This is a genomic window from Bacillus sp. ABP14 (genome assembly GCF_001831375.1).
In the GTDB taxonomy this organism is placed as follows: domain Bacteria; phylum Bacillota; class Bacilli; order Bacillales; family Bacillaceae_G; genus Bacillus_A; species Bacillus_A paranthracis.
In genome coordinates, this window is sequence record NZ_CP017016.1 from 1,955,840 (window position 1) to 1,976,692 (window position 20,853).

Sequence of the window (20,853 nt, forward strand, 5' to 3'; positions counted from 1 at the left end):
TATGACAACTACTACAACAGTTAAATCCGATATTGAAATCGCACAAGAAGCGAGTATGAAAAAGATTCAAGAAATTGCAGCTGATTTAAATATTTTAGAAGATGAATTAGAGCCATACGGGCATTATAAAGGTAAGTTATCTCTTGATATTTTTAAGCGCTTACAGAATGAGAAAGACGGTAAAGTTGTTTTAGTAACAGCGATTAACCCAACTCCAGCTGGAGAAGGTAAATCAACAGTAACAGTTGGTTTAGGTCAAGCTTTTAATAAAATTGGTAAGAAAACAGTAATTGCACTTCGCGAACCATCTCTTGGACCAACGATGGGACTAAAAGGCGGGGCAGCAGGTGGTGGTTTTTCACAAGTTGTACCTATGGAAGACATTAACCTTCACTTTACTGGAGATATTCATGCGATCACAACTGCCAATAACGCGTTAGCAGCGTTTATTGATAATCATATCCAACAAGGAAACACACTTGGAATTGATACGCGTAAAATCGTTTGGAAACGATGTGTTGACTTAAATGATCGTGCCCTTCGTAACGTAGTAATTGGTCTTGGTGGACCGGTTCAAGGTGTACCACGTGAAGACGGTTTTGATATTACAGTAGCATCTGAAATTATGGCCGTATTCTGCCTTGCGACAGATATTCAAGATTTAAAAGCGCGTCTATCACGCATCGTAGTTGCTTATAATTTTGCAAATCAACCTGTGACGGTTAAAGATTTAGGTGTAGAAGGTGCGTTAACATTATTATTAAAAGATGCATTAAAGCCAAACTTAGTGCAAACGTTAGAAAATACACCAGCTATCATTCACGGCGGACCATTTGCGAATATCGCTCACGGTTGTAACAGTGTTATCGCTACAACAATGGCAGCAAAATTAGGTGATTATGTTATTACAGAAGCTGGATTTGGTGCAGATTTAGGTGCTGAGAAGTTTTTAGATATTAAAGCTCGTGCAGCTGGCATTAAACCAGAAGCAGTTGTTATTGTTGCGACGATTCGTGCGCTTAAAATGCATGGTGGCGTAGCAAAAGATCAATTAAAAGAAGAAAATGTAGATGCATTAGCAAAAGGTATGGAGAACTTACAGAAGCACGTTGAAACAATTCAAAGCTTCGGTGTGCCTTTCGTAATTGCAATTAATAAATTCATTACAGATACAGATGCAGAAGTTGCATACTTACAAGAATGGTGTAATGAGCGTGGCTATGCGGTATCCTTAACAGAAGTTTGGGAGAAAGGTGGCCAAGGCGGAGTTGACCTTGCTGAAAAAGTGTTAAAAGAGATTGAAAAAGGTGAAAACAACTACGCACCACTTTATGAATTAGAATTACCATTAGAAGAGAAAATTCGTACAATTGCTCAAAAAGTGTACGGCGCAAAAGACATTGAATTTGCTCCGAAAGCACGTAAGCAATTAGCTCAATATGAAGGCGAAGGTTGGAGTAACCTACCAATTTGTATGGCGAAAACACAATACTCTCTTTCTGACGATGCAACGAAATTAGGTCGTCCATCTGACTTTATCGTTACAATTCGTGAGCTAAAACCATCTATTGGTGCAGGCTTTATCGTTGCGTTAACAGGAACAATGTTAACAATGCCAGGCCTTCCAAAACAACCAGCAGCACTACAAATGGATGTAAATGAAGATGGAAAAGCAGTAGGTTTATTCTAAAAGGTTGTAATTCATCTCGTTTATCTGTAAACTATATATACATCAAGTGGCGCCTTTCCATCGAAAGGCGCCTGTTTTTTGGAGGAAATTATGTTTGATCCAACTGCTTTTGATAATTTAAAAGTAATCGTAGAAGGCGCTGTATATGATTTTGATTTACATGGAGATATTCTTGTAACAGATCGAAAAGATATGATGGACCTTGCTTCATTAAGTCGTATATATCATATTTCATTTCAGTTAACAGAACCATTCGAACCGTTAGTAGAGGCAACATTTTCACTATCTGTAGATGCAAGGAACTTGTCTGGTGAAATATTAGAAGTACCACAATTTACACCAGGATGCGAAATGAAGTTAGCATTTTCATTCCCGATTGAAAAACCAGAAGTAGTGTGCGGTGAAATTGAAACTTTCATGCATTCTATATGGGGAAAAGAAAGAATGATTACGCAAAAACTTTCATACGAATATAATAAGCAAGCGATTTCATATCATAATAAGGTAGAGGTTCTATTTCAAAAAGCGATTACAGAAGACCATGTTGATGATTTAATAGCTGTTATTTCACACATGATAGAAACGGTGCGAACAATACAACATTTTCTTCAAAAATAGAGATAAAGGAGAAAAACAAATGATAAAAGATATGCAACCATTTTTACAACAAGCTTGGGAGAAGGCTGGTTTTAAGGAGTTAACTGAAATTCAAAAACAAGCGATTCCAACTATTTTAGAAGGACAAGACGTTATAGCTGAATCTCCAACTGGAACAGGAAAAACATTAGCGTACTTATTACCCCTTTTACATAAAATTAATCCTGAAGTAAAACAGCCACAAGTTGTTGTTTTAGCGCCAACACGTGAACTTGTCATGCAAATTCATGAAGAGGTTCAAAAGTTTACAGCAGGAACTGAAATTTCAGGTGCATCTTTAATTGGTGGTGCAGATATTAAGCGCCAAGTAGAAAAATTAAAGAAACACCCAAGAGTGATTGTCGGTTCACCAGGACGTATTTTAGAATTAATTCGTATGAAAAAGCTAAAAATGCATGAAGTGAAAACAATTGTATTTGATGAGTTTGATCAAATTGTAAAACAAAAGATGATGGGCGCTGTACAAGATGTAATTAAATCTACGATGCGCGATCGTCAATTAGTATTCTTCTCGGCTACAATGACAAAAGCAGCAGAAGATGCGGCGCGTGATTTAGCAGTTGAACCACAATTAGTACGTGTAACACGTGCAGAATCAAAAAGCTTAGTTGAGCATACGTATATCATTTGTGAGCGACGCGAGAAAAATGATTACGTAAGAAGAATTATGCATATGGGCGATGTAAAAGCAGTTGCTTTCTTAAACGACCCATTCCGTTTAGATGAAATTACTGAGAAATTGAAATTCCGTAAAATGAAAGCAGCGGCTCTTCATGCAGAAGCAAGTAAACAAGAGCGTGAAGCGACAATGCGTGCTTTCCGCGGAGGAAAATTAGAAATTTTACTTGCTACTGATATTGCAGCACGCGGTATCGATATTGACGATTTAACACATGTAATTCACTTGGAATTACCAGACACAGTAGACCAATATATACACCGCTCAGGACGTACTGGACGTATGGGTAAAGAAGGAACTGTTGTATCTCTTGTAACACCACAAGAAGAGCGTAAATTACTACAATTTGCGAAAAAACTAGGTATTGTATTTACGAAGCAAGAAATGTTCAAAGGATCATTTGTAGAAACAAAACCGAAAGCACCAAAGAAAAAGAAACCAGCATTTACTGGGAAGAAAAAGCCTAGATAAATAATGTGGAAGGCGTAACTATTTGTAGTTACGTCTTTTTGTTTGTAATCAAGTGATAAAGGGTTAAGGTTAGGAGCTAACATAGTAACAGCCCATATTGGGAAAATCCCTGATGATGAAAATAGTGAGCACTATGATAAAATGCTACGTGTTTGTAATGAAATAGGGGACTTAGCGTTCAGATTTGGAGGATTCTTCGCCATTGAGACGGGATCTGAAAAAGCGATAGTGTTAAAGCGGTTTTTAGAAAATATAAATTCAAAAGGATTAGCGGTTAACTTTGACCCAGCAAATTTAATTAGTGATGTAAATGAAAATCCGGTAGAAGGTTTATTGCTATTAAAAGATTATATAGTACAAACTCATATTAAAGATTGTACGAAAGTGAAAAGCGATAGTTCAAGTAAGTATATTGAAGTCGCAGCAGGGAATGGTGAAGTAGATTTCGATATATTCTTCAAGGTATTAGATAAAATTGGATTCGAAGGATATAACATGATTGAAAGAAATGATTATTTTGATGAACTGGATGGGATGAGTCAGTCGATAAATTTTGCAAAGAAGTACATACCAACTCAAAAGGAATAATGATAGTACATGTAGAAACCTACTTAGAATATAAAAAACATTAGGGGGAAATGAAATGATTCATAAGGTCGGACAAATTATGCTGTATGTAAACAATCAAGATGAGGCAGTCAATTTTTGGACGGAAAAGGTAGGGTTTCATGTAGTAGCAGAGGAAGATAACAAACAAGGAATGAGATGGATTGAAATCGCTCCGACTAACGGTGCTGAAACGAGCATTATATTACATAATAAAGAAGTGATTTCTAAAATGAGCCCAGAATTGAATCTTGGTACACCATCTTTAATGTTCTTCTCAGAAAATCTTGATCAATTATATACAGATTTAACAAATAAAAATGTTACTGTTGGCGAAATGGTAACTATGCCTTCTGGTAAAGTATTTAACTTTGCTGATAGTGAAGGGAATTATTTTGCGGTTATGGAAAAGAACCAATAATAATATTGTTATGTGAAAATCCCCCTCAAACATATTGAGGGGGATTAAATCTTTGAAATGAATTTATCATGAGAGAGTTGTTTAATAAAAAATGTCCCTTTTTCAATAGCGGTTTCCATATAACCGACAATTTGATTAAACGTAAACACCTGTAAGTCTTTATGCAAATGTTGCTCTGGATACAACATATCTTCAAAAAGATATTTTCGAAATTCTAAAACATTTTCTTTAGAAACCTCTTCAATATCGACAATGTGAGCATCTTGATTGAGAAGCGAGAAGAGCTGTTGTTCTTTATCGTAATGATGAAGCAACTTTGCATTTAACAATTTAAAATCGTTATAGTACATAGGTGCGATCGTTTCATCATTTTCTATTCTATTTTTTAACCAAGGAAGAAAAAAGCCGCTTAGCCAATTATCATCAGCAATGAGGTGAGTGTAATAGCCTAAGAGAAAAGGGGAATCCATTTGAGCTTTATATTTTTGAAAAAAAGAATTAAAAGCTATCCTTCTCGTATAATTTTTCGTTGTGCCAGCGTAAAAGTGTGAAGTTCCTTTTTCTTCTGCTGAATGAACCGCATCAGGTGCTACACCTCCGAGTATGAAAGAAGTTCTATCTTGAATACATAGTTTTTCGGCAATACCGTTAGCGATAATAGCATGCATAATTCGTGATCCCATGAATGACACCTCGGTTTCAAGTATTCATTTCAGGAGGAGGACTGAACAGTTAGTATTACTTTCCCTGTACTTTTTCTACTTTCGACCCATTCATGTGCTTTCCCTGCATCTTGAAGTGGAAAAGATTTCGTAGCCTTCATTTGCAAACGTCCGTCACGCAAATAACGGAAAACTTCATTTGCAGTTTCTTGGAGTAGTTCAGGACGTTTTTTTCGTGTAGTTCCAAAGCTAAAACCGAGTATAGAGCGGCAACTTGCATGTAAATCTTTCGTTTGGAAATTGCCAATTTCACCACTTGCATTACCGAAATGAATGAGGCGGCCGTAATAAGCAAGACATTTTAAACTTCTTTCCGAAACCGTTCCAGAAATAGAGTCTAAAATTACATCAACCCCTTCACCATTTGTCAGCTCATTGACTTTCTCTACAAAATCTTCATCTTGATGACCAATTACATAATCAGCCCCAGCATCTAAAGCAATTTCTTTTTTTGTTTCACTTCCGACAGTACCGATAACTGTTCCCGCCCCTAATAGTTTTGCAAGTTGAATAGCAGTAGTGCCAATTCCACCAGCGGCTGCATGAATGAGTACAGACTCACCTTGTTGAAGCTTTGCTACATTTGCGAGTAAATTATAGCTTGTGAAAGATACGATAGGGCATGCTGCTGCAGTTTGAAAATCGACTTCATCAGGTAATACGAAAGTAAGATTTTCATTTGCAACAACATATTCAGCGTAAGATCCATTTTGAGGAAAAGCAATGACACGTTGTCCAGGGTGAATATTTTTCACATGAGAACCGACTCGTTCTACAATACCAGCGGCATCTATCCCTGGTATAAAAGGTAGTTTTTTATTTCCTTTTTTGCCATAACGCGATTTAATATCAGCGAAATTTACACTAGTAGCAACAACGCGAATCAAAACTTGATCTTCTGAAATAGCCGGCATATCCACATCTGTATATTTCATCACTTCAGGACTACCGAACGACGTTACAACGATAGCTTTCATCATATATCCCCCTAAATTTGACTATATAAATCATTTTAAGTCTTCATTAGAAATTGGAAAATTATATAATAGTTATGCGTGATTATAAGTGGAGCTTATGAACATATTGAATCATTATATTAATCTATATAAAAAAAAATTTTGGAAAAATCGAACGAAATATGGATTACTTGCCAATATATAGTGTAAGACAAAGGAGGGATGGTATATGAAGGATGAAACAGTGTATACAGATTTAATCCAATTAACTTTATCGGGAAATAAAGAAGCGTATAGCGAATTGTATGATGTAACGATTCAAGAAGTATATAAAACAGCACATTTTTTGATTGAAGATAAAACGGATGTAGATGATGTCGTTCAAGAAATATACATACAGCTATATGAATCGCTTCGTAAGTATGATAGCGAGAAGCCATTTCGTCCTTGGCTAATTGGACTTGTAATTAAACAAATTCACTCTTATAGAAGAAAGAGGTGGATGCGACTACGAATTATAAAAAAAGCAGAAGAGCAGAGAAAACCGGTACAAATTGATTTTTCTAACGATGTTGTAAGTAAAATATCAAATCAAAAGCTAATCGAACTTATTCATAAATTACCGTATAAATTGAAACAAGTTATTATTTTAAGATACTTACACGATTACTCTCAAGAAGAAGTAGCTCAAATATTACATATTCCAATTGGTACTGTGAAATCTAGAATTCACGCAGCATTAAAGAAACTACGTCAAAAAGAGCAAGTAGAAGAAATCTTTTTAGGAGAGGTAGGGAATGTGAAATGAGTTTAGATTGTAGAGTTAGAGAATCTATACGAGAAGAAGCGAAGGGGATTGTTGCCCCGCCGGAGTTAAAAGAAAAAGTAATTGTTCAGATTAAAATGAATCGCGGGGGGAACAAAAGGAAGAAGCGTCTTATTGCAGGAGTGCTTGCGGCAGCATTTTTACTTCCAACGACTGGTTTTGCGTATCAATCTATTATGGCGGATGGTATATACGGATCGTTTGAGAATTTAAAAAAACATGCTGGAACGATGACATTAGAGGCGTACATGCGTTTTAGTGCAAAGTTATCAGAGGCGAAAGATGAAATGGGTGCGAAAGAATATGAAGAGTTTACAAAAGAACTAAAAAAATTAACAAATGCAAAGCTTGCGTACGGAGATTCGAACGGCAATATTGATTATGATGCATTATCGCCAGCAAAAAGAGAAGAAATGAAAAAGGTAAGTATGGGCCTTCAACCATACTTTGATAAATTAAATGGTCATAAATCAAGTAGAGAAGTATTAACGCAAGAAGAGTTTGATCGCTATATGGAAGCTTTAATGACACATGAAATCGTACGAGTGAAGACAAAATCAACCGGTGCAATAAAACTAGAAGAAGTACCTGAGGCATATAAAGAAAGATTTATGAAAGCAGAGCAGATTATGGAGTATGTAGACGAAAAGGTGAGATAAGTAAAAAAAGCTCAGAGTCTAAGCTCTGAGCTTTTCTTATTGAAACGTAAATATATTAACCACCTATGCCTTTTGCTAGCAATAGGAAATATGCAACTACTAGTATTATTCCATTTAATGCTGTACCAACTATTCCGAATAACCAATTCTTTGAAGCTATCGCAAAAATAATGCCGAGTAATGAGAGAATACCCAGTATCGAAATAATTAAAGTTAAATTTGCATTAGGCCCTCTTAAAATAAAGAAAGAAAATATGCTTGCGAGAAACATTAGACACGAGAATCCAAAAAATCTATACATAATAATTCTCCCTTGATTGAAATGTAATTTGACTTAGTACGTGATTCCTTTTATTTTAACATAAATTTCCTTTTTTCATGTGTAGCGACTATTACAAGTAATATTGCATTTATAAATAAACCGCCGAAACCAATGACATTTAAGTATTGGTTATCAATTATATTTTTTCATATTTGCAATGTCTTTTTGGATAAAGGAATCTAACAGTGAATAACCAGCTATTAAACTAATTATCGTAACAAAAGTTGTATTGATAAGAATAATATTAGCTAAATAAGGTAGGTACGCACCAAGCGGTGAAAAGAGTAGAGCTGGAGAAAAGGAAATGAATAGTGTAGGCACAGTAATGGCGATAAATTTATCCGGTTGAAAGCACCAGTTTTGTTTACTTGTTTCACGATTAATAGATTGAAGGAATCGTAATAAAATGCCGACTATAAGAGGGAAGAGTGTAAAGTAGAATAATCTTGGATAAACTTTAAAGTTTACTTGTGCGTCTGTATCTAAATAAAATTGAATTTTCACTCCGACAAATAATAATAAGACGATAAATAATGTAAAGCAGAGGTATAGCATCACTTTTTGCATTATATTCCACCATCCTTTACTCAAAATATATTCAAAAAAAGAAGAGATATACAATAACTACTGTTGTATATCTCTTCTTTTACGGCTATTTAATAGTGGTGTTTGCTTTTTCTTGCTTCGTGAAATAATCTATAATGCCCATCGCACTAATTTCTATATCTAGATGTAAAATGTTATAAACGGAATGATCTGATGGAACGTTTAACTTTGTAAGGTGAGAAGAGACCTTATCCATTAATACAGTTTGCAAAGCTTTAGTAGCCTCATCGAAATCATAATATTTTTCAAAGACCTCTTTACCAGTATGAACGAAAATAGGTAACCAATGTTCTAGTTGCTTATATACTTCTGTAACATTGGATGATGCACCGTAATGACCGAAATAAATAGTATCTACATTCATACTTTGAATATGATTTTTAGAAGCAATCATCGCATCGGGTTGGAATTGTGAAGGGGATGTTGATGGTAAATATAGTTCTACACCGACGTCTGCGAGTTCTCTATAATAAATGCCGATTGTATCGCCAGTAAAAATGCCGTTTGTTAATGAATCGTGAATGCTAATATGGTGCTTTGCATGTCCCGGTGTATCATAAAATGTAAGGATGCGGTCTTCTGCAATTTGTAACGTATCACCATGTTGTACAATATGAACACGTTCTTCTTCAATTGGAAGAATTGGATCAAAAAGTTTATCGAAATCTTCTTTGTACACAGCTTTTGCACCTAAAATGAGTTTTGTTGGGTCAATCATATGACGAGCACCGCGAGAATGCACATATAAAGTAGCATTTGGGCATTTTTCCATCATTAAACCAGCAGCACCGGCGTGATCTAAATGAACATGTGTAACGATAATGTTTTTAACTTCGTTTAAATCAATATGTAATTGTTGTAAGCCGTCTAAAATATACGGAAGAGAAGGGGCTGCACAAGTTTCAATTAAAGTAATATCATCACCTAATAAAACGTACGTACCAGTTCGTTCATTATGTTGTAAATCAAAATCATCAATCAGATATAGGTGAGAAGATAATTGTTCTACTTTTTTCATCTTTACCACTCCTTATATAAGGTATGTAACTATTATACGCTAAAAATACAAAAAGGCAGAAAACGAAACTTTCGTCTTCTGCCTTTTTGTAATGTTCTTATTGTCTTTGTTGTTTATTAATAGACATAACGAATAGTCCAACAATGCCGCCAACTAATGGAAGCATAATCTCTCCCGCTAAATTAAAGTAGGAGCTTAAAAATAAACCATTTACATCGATTACCCAGCCAATCACATACAATAACATCATATATAGTACGAAATAAAACTCGCGATTTGAAATCGTTTCATGTTGTGCAGTTTTCATAATGAACACCATCCTTTTCTTTTATAATGGAATATAAACTGTCACATTTTGTTCACAATTCAATTGTAAAACTTTCCAACATAAAAGTCTAGTAATTTGTGTCGAATTTTCGAACAGAAATAAAGCGTTTACAATCGTGGGGAGAAAATACGTAATAAGAGCTGTAAATTCACGAATGTAGTATAGTATAAACATAGAATGATAGTGAAGAGAGGGGCAAAGACAATGACAGTTTATGATTTTTCAGCTAAAACAATAACAGGTGAAGAAAAATCGTTAAAAGATTACGAGGGAAAAGTACTTCTTATTGTAAATGTAGCTAGTAAATGCGGGTTTACACCGCAATATAAAGGATTACAAGAAGTATATGATAAATATAAAGAACAAGGGCTAGAAATACTCGGTTTCCCATGTAACCAATTCGGAGGACAAGAACCAGGTACAGAAGCAGATATTACTAGTTTTTGTGAGTTAAACTACGGTGTAAACTTCCCGATGTTTGCAAAGATTGATGTGAAAGGCGATAAGGCTCATCCTCTGTATACATACATGACAGAACAAGAACCAGGTTTACTCGGTATGAAAGCAGTAAAATGGAACTTTACAAAATTTCTAATTGGAAAAGACGGAAAAGTAGTAGGGCGTTTTGCACCGCAAACGAAGCCGGTGGATTTAGAGGTTGAGATTGAGAAGGTACTTGGCGAATAACTAGGAGTTTCACTTTATTAAAAAATGCCTCAAAGAACTATTTTGTTCTTTGAGGCATTTTATTTACATTCACATTGTCAATATTAAATCGCTGAATGGAAGTCATTTGATTTAGGTGGAGAAGCAGCTTTTTTCATAAGCACTTCCCATAAGTGTACGGATTTTTTCCATTCTGCTGCGGCTTGTCCTTTTTGATACATAGCATTCTCATAACTGAAAGTAAGTTGTTGCATATCGGCCGAGTTGTAAAGTGTATCAACATGGAGAGCATATTCTCGGAATGTTTGACTCTCGTCTCGTCGTATACCAATTCGCGCAAATTGTTTTAGGAGAGAATCGTAAGCTTTTGTATAAACGGCATCATCTTTTCGATATTTATAGAAATGAATGATAAAAAACGTAATCCATTTCATTCTAGTGATGAATAGAATGTATCCTATAATACTAATCGGTATTGTAGAGAGGAATACGTACCACCAAGAAAATCCATTTTTAGAATTTGGAATCTTTTTAGTAGAAGCTTCTTCTGTATCTTCTATTAAACTTTTGAGCTTTGCTTCATTGTTTCGTTTTTGTATTGGTTCGTTATTAGAATTATATACTTCTTTATTTTGTAAAGTAGGAGCAGGAGTATTATTTATAAAATTATAGGGATTCGTAAATCCTTTTGTCGGTTCAAATGGAATCCATCCGTATCCAGGGAAGTATACTTCGACCCAAGAGTGTGCGTTATCGTTCGCGATTTTATAAACATCCTCACCTTCAGCACCCACAAGCGTATTATCAAGAGTTCCTTCTGTATAACCTTTTACCCAGCGAGCGGGAATTCCAGCAGAACGAAGTAACACGATCATAGATGTCGAGAAATTATTACAGTAGCCACTTTTTGTATCGAAAAGGAATTGATCTACATAATCTTGGTTTTGGGCAGGGAATGAGACATTCGTTGTTTCATATATAAAAGAATGGTCGGTGAAATAGTTTTCAATAGCTAATACTTTATCATATCGAGTGTCTTTATCCTTTGTTAGACTTACAGCTAAGTCTCTTACTCGCTGCGGTAATGATTTGGGAAGTTGCGTGTACTTTGTCATGAAATAAGGATTTGTTTCTTGACCTTCATTCGTTTTTACAGCTTTCAAGTTTTCTATGGAAAACTCCGGGACCTCATATGTTACTTTATATGAATGTAAAGTAGTGGAAGAGTCTCCGTCCATCGTATAGATTTTTTCTGAAAATGGGTCAACGCTGTATGATATATCAGAAGAAGCCTCAACTGATATTAATCCTGCTGGATAGGTAAGGTGAGGATACCTTTTTTGCATGGTGATTGTTGCCTTAGTTGTCTCTGTTTTTGTATTTTGTTCGTACCAGCTCACGACGTCGTTATTATTTTTAAAAGTAACCTTTTTTTGTTTTTCAGAAACGTCCCAGCCTTTTCCTGTATAAAAATCTTTCGTTTCTACTCTCCAATATTGTTTGTTTTGCGTTTGTGCTGTGAAAACAATTGTAGGATCCGCCGTAAAAGGACCGCCTAATTTTGAGTCATCTAGACCATATCCAATTTTAGAAACTTCTTGTTTTATACTTGATTCGGATGTGTTGAATTTTAAAAAATCCATTGGGTTTGGCCATTGAGGGCCAAATTTTGGCGCAAAGTATGCGACGGTTGCTGACAATGCAATAAATATTGTAAGAGGTTTAAGTAATTTTGAGATTTCCCTAGCATAATTTTGTAAGTGCTCACTCTCTTTTATATGTTCTATGCGAAGAAGACTCAGCATAAAAAAGCCGATGACAACGGTACGAATAATAGCGTAGTTTGCATTGTATAAATGTAAGTTATGAAAAATTGTGATATAAATAATAGTCAATATAAGGAATAACAATCCACGCTTTTTATGAATCAACCAAAAAGAGATGAAAGCACTCAAAAACCAAAATGATAGAAAAAATAAAACGGTTGGAAAAACTGGAGAAATATCTAGCAAATTCCCCTGGAATAACAGGGAGGAATTTCGAGAAATATCAGTAAAAAATTTCGTTAGCCAAGATAGATTTATAAAAATATTTTTATAATATAGGAGATGAATGATGAATAAAATTGTCACGATTTTTATCGGAATCTGCCACTTTGTTTGAAAAAAAGAGAGTGTGAAGCAAATTCCTATAAATATTACAAAAATATCTAATCTACCTACGTTTGTAATACCTATAAGAGGCCTTAGCCATTCTAGTAAAAGTAGAAATGCGCATGCATGCATGAAAAATCTAGTCATATCCCATTGTTTTTTTGCCTGTAATGTTATCATTTGCTCACCTCAAAAAACACGTTTGTATACTGGTTTCCATAAACCACATTTACAAATATTTTTCGTTTTTGTAGAGTTTCTAGAATACTAAGTTCTCGATGTGAGAGTTGATTTGCTTTTTCTTTCACGACAAACACCATTAATTTTCTATTTTTTATAGCAGAATAGTCAGCTGTTTTTTGAATATCGGGAGAAAGATCGCTTGTCACGAGTATAATTGTTACGGGTTCATAAATTTTTCTTAATTCCATTTCAACACTCCGGGAGAGTGGGAATACACTGTCCGCTTGTACTTTCGCTAAATGACAAAAGATTTGCTGCAACTGACTATCTCCATTGTCTAAAGGGAAAAAAGTTCGCTCTTTTCCGAAAGACACGAATGACGCTGGTGAATTTTGCTTCAAGACAGCCCTGACAATAGAGGCAGTAAATGTGACGACTGATTCGAATAGAGGGGATGAGGTTCTGTCCATGAATATCATAATATTATGGCTGCGCTGTTGTTCAAATTCTTTCGTCATAATGTTATTTGTTCGTGCGGTTGCTTTCCAATCAATCCATGAAAAGCGGTCACCAGGTTTATAGTCTCTCACACCGACAGAAATGGTAGAATCTTTTACTAAATTTATATTGGCTGAAAGAGCTCCTTGTTCGAAATGATTTTCCATTTGTCGATACGTTATATCTACATACTGAGGATAGACTAAAAATGTATCTGGAACTGAGAAAGTTATTTCTTTCTCCATCATACCGAATAGATCGCCAGTTTTGACACGTACGCTTGAAAAAGAGTGCTCACCTCTAGGGATTTTATCAATTGCATATTGAAACGAAAAATTTCGTTTTAATCCTGGAAAGAGTATTGTTTTATTCATCTTTGTTTGTCTACAACTTGTAAAGTGTGGTGGCAGTTCATCTTCTATAACTAAATAAAGTAAGGGGAAAGGAAATTTTCTTTTTATTGTAATCGTGCTTACAAATCGTTCTCCTGCTACATAATCGTATTGATTTGTTATTCTTTTTACTTCAGCACCCCGTAAAGCGTAGAAGGGGAATAATAGTGAATAAAGGCCAATAGGAACCATACTGTAAAATGAAAACCAACTTACAAATCCTCCTTGAAGCATAGCGTACACAAATGTTAAGACTAGGCATAAAGGGATTAGTAATAACTTCATAACGTGATATAGTGCTCGTAGCATGCGTTTCATCAAAGGTTCATCTTCCTTTGAGTCGGCACGGTAGTTCGCGCAACGATTTTTGAAATAACTTGTTCCCCTGTTATTCCTTCAAATTTTGCTTCCATTTTTAGAATGAGTCTGTGAGCTAACACGTAAGGAGCTAAAAATTTAACATCGTCTGGAATAACATAATTTCTACCATGGATGAATGCATAAGCTTGTGAAGCTTTCATTAAAGCAATCGAGCCACGTGGACTTGCACCTAGTTGTATAGAACTATAAGAACGAGTCTGACTAACAAGCTTTACAATGTAATGCTTAATTCCTTTGTCCATACTTACTTCCCGTACGCTTTGTTGCAAATAAAGTAATTCTTCTATTGTAGTAATAGCTTGTAAATGGGAGAGGGGATTTGTTTTTTCCATCCGGTTTAAAATTTCAAATTCTTCTTCTGGCGAAGGATATCCCATTTTTAGCTTCAATAAGAAACGATCGAGCTGGGCTTCTGGTAAAGGATATGTTCCCTCATATTCGACCGGATTTTGTGTAGCCATTACAAAGAATGGTTTTGGTAACGGTCTTGTCATACCATCTATTGTAATATTGCCTTCTTCCATACTTTCAAGTAAGGCAGATTGTGTTTTGGGAGATGTACGATTAATTTCATCAGCCAGTATAAAATTCCCCATGATTGGTCCAGGCTTGAACTCGAATTGGAGCTCTTTCGGATTGTAAATAGAAACACCTGTTACATCTGACGGTAGTAAATCAGGTGTGAATTGAATTCGCTTGTAATCAGCATCAATGGAATTAGAAAGAGCGCGTACTAACATTGTTTTTCCAACGCCAGGAACATCTTCTAATAGTACATGACCTTCAGCTAAGAGAGCTGTCAAAGCTAAAATCGTTTCTTTTCTTTTTCCGACCATTAATTTTTCAATATTGTTAATTATTTTTTCTATAATGGGATGTAATGAATCAAACTGGTGCATCGTAATCCTCCTAATGTGTTATTATCGTTTTCTAATCTATTTAGTGGAAAATAGAACGTACCTCTCTATGTGCGAGTATAAAACTCTTACCTTTAATTCTGAGAATATTCAGATTATTTATTCTGATTACATCTAGTATAATTGTTTCAGTAACTAAGGGCAATATGGTAAATAATGATTTCTGCTTTAATTGAAATATGTCTTGCTATAAAATAATATCGCGAAGAAAAAACATCCTAACATACAAATTTCGATATTTTCCTTTTTAAAACTTTACCAATAAATCTAAAAATCTGTTTCATATATTTATAAAGAAAAACGTAGGAATTTCTCCTACGTTTTTCTTTTGCAAAATAGTCGATCCCTCAACATACTATTCTCCTAAAAATTAAGATTAACTATAAATCTTCACAACGAAACAAAAGGTCCTCTCACAAACTTATTTTCTACTGAATTTTTGACAATCTCTTGAACTGTGCGAAATGTCACATCTGTATTTTACAACCTCTCTTATAGTAAGGGTATGTAAGAGAGACGTATTAAAGGAGTGAACAGTATGAAGAAGAAACCTTCAGCACTAATGAGACGTTTAAAATATTTTTCACCAATAGATCGTTATAACGATAATCATACACAAGAAACATATGAAGATCGTGAATGGGAAAATGTGTACAGAAAGCGTTGGCAGCATGATAAAGTAATTCGTTCTACACATGGCGTGAACTGTACTGGTTCATGTAGTTGGAACATTTATGTGAAAGATGGAATTGTAACTTGGGAAGGACAGGAGCTTAACTATCCAACAACAGGTCCAGATATGCCTGACTTTGAACCACGAGGATGTCCACGTGGGGCGAGTTTTTCTTGGTACATTTATAGTCCACTTCGTGTGAAATATCCGTATGTACGTGGTGTTCTTTGGAGTATGTGGCAAGAGGAATTACAAAATAATGAGTCACCATTAGATGCTTGGAAAAGTATTGTGGAAAACCCTGAAAAAGCACGCAAGTATAAGCAGGCACGTGGTAAAGGGGGATTCGTTCGTGCAAATTGGGATGAAGTGTTACAACTCGTTTCTGCTTCATTATTATACACAGTAATGAAATACGGTCCAGACCGAAATGTTGGTTTTTCACCAATTCCAGCTATGTCGATGTTAAGTCATGCTGCAGGCAGCCGCTTTATGCAACTTATGGGTGGACCGATGCTTAGTTTCTATGATTGGTACGCAGATTTACCACCAGCTTCTCCGCAAATTTGGGGTGATCAAACAGATGTACCAGAAAGTAGTGACTGGTATAACTCTGGTTACATTATGACATGGGGTTCAAATGTACCGATGACAAGAACACCAGATGCTCACTTTTTAGCAGAGGTTCGATATAAAGGAACGAAAGTCGTTTCTGTCAGTCCTGATTTCGCTGAGTCAACAAAGTTTGCAGATGATTGGATTAGTGTGAAACAAGGTACAGACGGTGCACTTGCGATGGCAATGGGGCACGTAATCTTACAAGAATTTTACGTAGATAATCAAGTGGAGTACTTCACAAAGTATGCGAAGCAATATACTGATTTTCCTTTCTTCGTTACATTGAAACAAAAAGGAGACCAATTCGTTGCGGATCGATTCTTAAATGCTTCTGATATTGGACGCGAAACAAAGTTAGGAGAATGGAAACCTGTACTTTGGAACGAGAACACGAATGATTTTGCAACACCTCATGGCACAATGGGGTCACGTTGGGATAACGAAAAGAAATGGAATTTACGTTTAGAAGATGAAGAAACAGGCGAAAAGATTGATCCACGTCTTTCTGTACTTGGAATGGAAGATCATGTTGGAACTGTACAAATCCCGTACTTCTCTGATAATGGAAACAAAGTATTAGAACGTACAATTCCAGTGAAAAAGGTTATGACAGAAGAGGGCGAAGTGTTCGTTACTACTGTATATGACTTAACGTTAGCAAATTACGGTGTGAACCGAGGGCTTGGTGGACAAGAGCCGAAAGACTTCAATGATGATGTGCCGTTTACACCTGCATGGCAAGAGAAAATGACGGGAGTGAAACGAGATCTAATCATTCAAATCGCTCGTGAGTTCGCACAAAATGCTGTTGATACGAACGGTCGCTCAATGATTATTGTCGGAGCTGGTATTAACCATTGGTTTAACTCTGATACGATTTATCGCGCCGTTTTAAATCTTGTACTTCTCGTCGGAGCACAAGGTGTAAACGGCGGTGGCTGGGCGCATTACGTTGGGCAAGAAAAATTACGACCAGCAGAAGGATGGCAAACAATCGCAATGGCAAAAGATTGGCAAGGGCCACCAAAATTACAAAACGGTACATCTTTCTTCTATTTCGTAACAGATCAATGGCGTTATGAAGATACACCAGTTGGACATTTAGCATCACCAGTCGAAGGCAACTCTCGTTATCAACATCACGGTGATTACAACGTATTAGCGGCACGACTTGGCTGGTTACCTTCGTATCCGACATTTGAGAAAAATGGAATTGAACTATATAAAGAAGCTGTTACTGCTGGTGCAACAACGCAAGAAGAAATCGGAAAATACGTTGCACAAAAACTAAAAGAAAAAGAACTAAAATTTGCGATTGAAGATCCAGATAATAAAAATAACTTCCCGCGCAACTTATTTGTTTGGCGTGCAAACTTAATTTCAAGTTCTGGTAAAGGACACGAATATTTCTTAAAACATTTATTAGGTACAACGAACGGATTAATGAATGATGATAGTGATTCATTACGACCAGAAGAAATTAAATGGCATGAAGAAGCGCCAGAAGGGAAGCTTGATTTGCTCATTAATTTAGATTTCCGTATGGCTGGAACAGCACTTTATTCTGATATCGTCTTACCGGCTTCAACTTGGTATGAAAAACACGATTTAAGCAGTACAGATATGCATCCATTTGTACATCCATTTAATCCGGCAATCGGTTCACCATGGGAAGCACGTTCTGACTGGGATATTTTCACTTCACTTTCTAAAGCTGTGTCAAATCTAGCAGAGAAAATTGATCTTGAACCAATGAAAGAAGTTGTTGCAACACCACTTCTTCATGATACACCGCAAGAATTAGCACAACCACTTGGTAAGATTAAAGATTGGAGCAAAGGTGAGTGTGAACCAATACCAGGTAAAACGATGCCGCAAATTCATGTTGTCGAAAGGGATTATAAAACGATTTATGACAAAATGACGGCACTTGGACCAAATGCCGGGAAACAACCGATTGGTACGAAAGGAATTTCTTGGTCGGCAGAAAAAGAGTATGAGCAATTAAAGAGCCGATTAGGAGTTGTTCAAACAGATTCTATTGCGAAAGGTTGTCCAGACATAAAAGAAGCAATCAATGCTGCTGAAGCGGTATTAACGCTTTCTTCTACAACAAACGGTCATATGGCTGTAAAAGCATGGGAAGCACTTGAAAAACAAACGGATTTAAAACTACGTGATTTAGCAGAAGAACGTGAAGAAGAATGCTTCACATTTGAACAAATTACAGCACAACCAAAAACAGTAATTACTTCTCCGGCCTTTACAGGTTCAGAAAAAGGTGGACGTCGTTACTCACCGTTTACAACAAATGTGGAACGTCTCATCCCTTGGAGAACAATCACTGGACGACAATCTTTCTATTTAGATCATGACATGATGAAAGAATTTGGTGAAACGATGGCGACATTTAAACCAATTCTGCAACATAAACCGTTCCGTAAATCACGACCTGAAGTAGAAGGGAAGGAGATTACACTAAACTATTTAACACCCCATAATAAGTGGTCCATTCATAGTATGTACTTTGATTCATTACCGATGTTAACGCTATTTAGAGGTGGTCCAACCGTTTGGATGAATAAAGAAGATGCTGCTGAAGCAGGTGTTGCAGATAATGATTGGATTGAGTGCTTTAACCGTAACGGTGTTGTTGTAGCGCGTGCAGTTGTAACGCACCGTATACCGAGAGGAATGGCGTTTATGCACCATGCACAAGATCGCCACATTAACGTACCTGGTACGAAATTAACAAGTAACCGCGGGGGAACGCATAATAGTCCAACTCGTATTCACGTGAAACCAACACATATGATTGGTGGATACGGTCAATTAAGTTATGGATTTAACTATTATGGTCCAACTGGGAACCAGCGCGATTTAAACGTTGTAATTCGCAAACTGAAGGAGGTAGATTGGCTTGAAGATTAAAGCACAAGTCGGAATGGTAATGAACCTAGATAAATGCATCGGCTGCCATACTTGTAGCGTAACGTGCAAAAACACCTGGACAAATCGTCCAGGTGCTGAATATATGTATTTCAATAACGTAGAAACGAAACCTGGCATTGGTTATCCGAAGCAATGGGAAGATCAGGAGAAATATAAAGGCGGTTGGGAATTGAAAAATGGTGAAATTCAGCTGAAATCCGGTTCGAAAATGAAGCGTCTTATGAATATTTTCCACAATCCAGATCAACCAACAATTGATGATTACTTTGAACCGTGGAACTATGATTATGAAACATTAACAAATAGTCCGCAGCGTAAGCATCAGCCAGTTGCTCGTCCGAAATCAGCAATTACAGGTGAATTTATTGAAAAAATTGAATGGGGCCCAAACTGGGAAGATGATTTAGCTGGTGGACATATAACGGGTTTACAAGATCCGAACGTAAAGAAAATGGAAGAAGAAATTAAAACCGATTTTGAAAATGTCTTTATGATGTATTTACCACGCATATGCGAACATTGTATGAATCCATCTTGCGTATCGTCTTGTCCATCTGGTGCGATGTATAAACGGGAAGAAGATGGGATTGTTCTTGTAGATCAAAACGCATGTCGTGCATGGAGATTCTGCGTATCATCTTGTCCATATAAAAAAGTGTACTTTAACTGGCAAACGAATAAAGCAGAAAAATGTACAATGTGTTTCCCGCGTATTGAAGCTGGTATGCCAACAATTTGTTCAGAAACATGTGTCGGACGTATCAGGTATATTGGGGTAATGTTGTATGACGCTGATAAAGTAAAAGAAGCGGCATCTGTAGAAGATGAAAAAGATTTATATGAATCTCAGCTTACTGTTTTCTTAGATCCAAATGATCCAGAAGTAGCAGCTGAAGCGATAAAACAAGGCATTCCTGAAGAGTGGATTAAAGCGGCACAACAGTCACCAATCTATAAAATGATTATCGATTGGAAAATTGCTCTACCTCTTCATCCGGAGTATCGTACAATGCCAATGGTTTGGTATATCCCACCGCTTAGCCCAATTATGAATATGGTGGAAGGGAAAGGTAGTAACTGGCAAGCAGAAGAGATTTTCCCTGCTATCGATAATATGCGTATTCCAATTCAATATTTAGCGAATCTACTCACTGCAGGAGATGAATCACATATTCGTCTTACATTGAAAAAAATGGCTGTTATGCGAACACATATGAGAGCAATTCAAATTAATAAAGAACCAAATGAAGCGGTATTAAAAGAACTCGGTTTAACAAAACAAGATGTAGAAGACATGTATCGTCTTCTTGCTATCGCAAAATATAAAGATCGTTTTGTTATCCCGACGTCTCACCGCGAACAAGTTGCAGATTTATATAATGAACAAGGAAGCTGTGGTTTATCATTTGCAGGTGGTCCAGGCTCTTGCATGACAATTTCTTAAATAATGGGGGCGGAA

18 protein-coding genes and 1 pseudogene are annotated in these 20,853 nt (G+C 36.2%); 10 read left to right on the forward strand and 9 right to left on the reverse strand.

What is annotated here, in order from left to right; all coding sequences use genetic code 11:
• Position 1 precedes the first annotated feature (1 nt).
• The 5 genes and pseudogenes from BGI23_RS10260 to BGI23_RS10280 all read left to right on the forward strand — a co-directional run bounded on the left by BGI23_RS10260 (position 2) and on the right by BGI23_RS10280 (position 4,524).
• Positions 2-1,690 carry a formate--tetrahydrofolate ligase gene (locus tag BGI23_RS10260; RefSeq protein WP_001985392.1) on the forward strand — a complete coding sequence of 563 codons (1,689 nt, stop codon included), beginning with the start codon at positions 2-4 and terminating at the stop codon, positions 1,688-1,690.
• A gap of 90 nt (positions 1,691-1,780) precedes the next feature.
• Entirely contained in the window at positions 1,781-2,308 is a 528-nt protein-coding gene (locus BGI23_RS10265; protein ID WP_070805862.1) for a hypothetical protein, read from the forward strand.
• 19 nt (positions 2,309-2,327) lie between these two features.
• Positions 2,328-3,497, forward strand: coding sequence for a DEAD/DEAH box helicase (locus BGI23_RS10270; protein WP_000588613.1), 1,170 nt, complete (start codon positions 2,328-2,330; stop codon positions 3,495-3,497).
• Positions 3,498-3,548: 51 nt separating this feature from the next.
• Positions 3,549-4,085 (forward strand): annotated as a pseudogene (locus tag BGI23_RS10275) (sugar phosphate isomerase/epimerase family protein); the annotation flags it as partial.
• Positions 4,086-4,140: 55 nt separating this feature from the next.
• Positions 4,141-4,524, forward strand: a complete 384-nt coding sequence (locus BGI23_RS10280) for a VOC family protein (RefSeq protein ID WP_000581478.1) — start codon at positions 4,141-4,143, stop codon at positions 4,522-4,524.
• A gap of 44 nt (positions 4,525-4,568) precedes the next feature.
• On the opposite strand, the gene BGI23_RS10285 is transcribed toward BGI23_RS10280, so the two are convergent.
• Both BGI23_RS10285 and BGI23_RS10290 read right to left on the reverse strand, forming a co-directional pair.
• On the reverse strand, positions 4,569-5,207 hold the full coding sequence (locus BGI23_RS10285; RefSeq protein WP_070805864.1) for a zinc dependent phospholipase C family protein: 639 nt from the start codon (positions 5,205-5,207) through the stop codon (positions 4,569-4,571).
• A gap of 29 nt (positions 5,208-5,236) precedes the next feature.
• Positions 5,237-6,223, reverse strand: coding sequence for a quinone oxidoreductase family protein (locus tag BGI23_RS10290; protein ID WP_070805865.1), 987 nt, complete (start codon positions 6,221-6,223; stop codon positions 5,237-5,239).
• A gap of 208 nt (positions 6,224-6,431) precedes the next feature.
• Here BGI23_RS10290 and BGI23_RS10295 point away from each other — a divergent pair, with 208 nt between their 5' ends.
• Positions 6,432-7,010, forward strand: coding sequence for a sigma-70 family RNA polymerase sigma factor (locus BGI23_RS10295; protein WP_070805866.1), 579 nt, complete (start codon positions 6,432-6,434; stop codon positions 7,008-7,010).
• Positions 7,007-7,687 carry a DUF3600 domain-containing protein gene (locus BGI23_RS10300; protein ID WP_070805867.1) on the forward strand — a complete coding sequence of 227 codons (681 nt, stop codon included), beginning with the start codon at positions 7,007-7,009 and terminating at the stop codon, positions 7,685-7,687. Before BGI23_RS10295 ends, BGI23_RS10300 begins: the two co-directional genes overlap by 4 nt.
• A gap of 55 nt (positions 7,688-7,742) precedes the next feature.
• Here the strand turns inward: BGI23_RS10300 and BGI23_RS10305 are convergent, their stop codons facing one another.
• The 4 genes from BGI23_RS10305 to BGI23_RS10320 form a co-directional block, all read right to left on the reverse strand.
• Positions 7,743-7,988: a hypothetical protein gene (locus tag BGI23_RS10305; protein WP_000285541.1), complete on the reverse strand. Its 246-nt coding sequence runs from the start codon at positions 7,986-7,988 to the stop codon at positions 7,743-7,745.
• 153 nt (positions 7,989-8,141) lie between these two features.
• On the reverse strand, positions 8,142-8,576 hold the full coding sequence (locus BGI23_RS10310; protein WP_070805868.1) for a hypothetical protein: 435 nt from the start codon (positions 8,574-8,576) through the stop codon (positions 8,142-8,144).
• Between the two features lie 85 nt (positions 8,577-8,661).
• Positions 8,662-9,633, reverse strand: a complete 972-nt coding sequence (locus tag BGI23_RS10315; protein ID WP_070805869.1) for an MBL fold metallo-hydrolase — start codon at positions 9,631-9,633, stop codon at positions 8,662-8,664.
• A gap of 97 nt (positions 9,634-9,730) precedes the next feature.
• Positions 9,731-9,940 (reverse strand): DUF3925 family protein, encoded by a 210-nt coding sequence (locus BGI23_RS10320; RefSeq protein ID WP_000844978.1) that lies wholly within the window; start codon positions 9,938-9,940, stop codon positions 9,731-9,733.
• A gap of 225 nt (positions 9,941-10,165) precedes the next feature.
• Here BGI23_RS10320 and bsaA point away from each other — a divergent pair, with 225 nt between their 5' ends.
• Positions 10,166-10,648: a glutathione peroxidase gene (gene bsaA / locus BGI23_RS10325; RefSeq protein WP_070805870.1), complete on the forward strand. Its 483-nt coding sequence runs from the start codon at positions 10,166-10,168 to the stop codon at positions 10,646-10,648.
• 83 nt (positions 10,649-10,731) lie between these two features.
• Here the strand turns inward: bsaA and BGI23_RS10330 are convergent, their stop codons facing one another.
• Genes BGI23_RS10330 through BGI23_RS10340 form a run of 3 tightly spaced genes read right to left on the reverse strand, consistent with a single transcriptional unit; the run spans position 10,732 to position 15,133 of the window.
• Positions 10,732-12,960 carry a transglutaminase TgpA family protein gene (locus tag BGI23_RS10330; protein ID WP_070805871.1) on the reverse strand — a complete coding sequence of 743 codons (2,229 nt, stop codon included), beginning with the start codon at positions 12,958-12,960 and terminating at the stop codon, positions 10,732-10,734.
• Positions 12,957-14,171 (reverse strand): DUF58 domain-containing protein, encoded by a 1,215-nt coding sequence (locus tag BGI23_RS10335; RefSeq protein ID WP_070805872.1) that lies wholly within the window; start codon positions 14,169-14,171, stop codon positions 12,957-12,959. Before BGI23_RS10335 ends, BGI23_RS10330 begins: the two co-directional genes overlap by 4 nt.
• The gene (locus tag BGI23_RS10340; RefSeq protein WP_000553863.1) at positions 14,171-15,133 is read right to left on the reverse strand and encodes an AAA family ATPase; all 963 of its coding nucleotides are present in this window, start codon (positions 15,131-15,133) and stop codon (positions 14,171-14,173) included. The genes BGI23_RS10335 and BGI23_RS10340 overlap by 1 nt, the downstream gene beginning before the upstream one ends.
• A gap of 556 nt (positions 15,134-15,689) precedes the next feature.
• On the opposite strand from BGI23_RS10340, the gene BGI23_RS10345 reads away from it, so the two are divergent.
• Positions 15,690-19,373: a nitrate reductase subunit alpha gene (locus BGI23_RS10345; RefSeq protein WP_070805873.1), complete on the forward strand. Its 3,684-nt coding sequence runs from the start codon at positions 15,690-15,692 to the stop codon at positions 19,371-19,373.
• The gene (gene narH / locus BGI23_RS10350; RefSeq protein ID WP_070805874.1) at positions 19,363-20,838 is read left to right on the forward strand and encodes a nitrate reductase subunit beta; all 1,476 of its coding nucleotides are present in this window, start codon (positions 19,363-19,365) and stop codon (positions 20,836-20,838) included. Before BGI23_RS10345 ends, narH begins: the two co-directional genes overlap by 11 nt.
• Positions 20,839-20,853 lie beyond the last annotated feature (15 nt).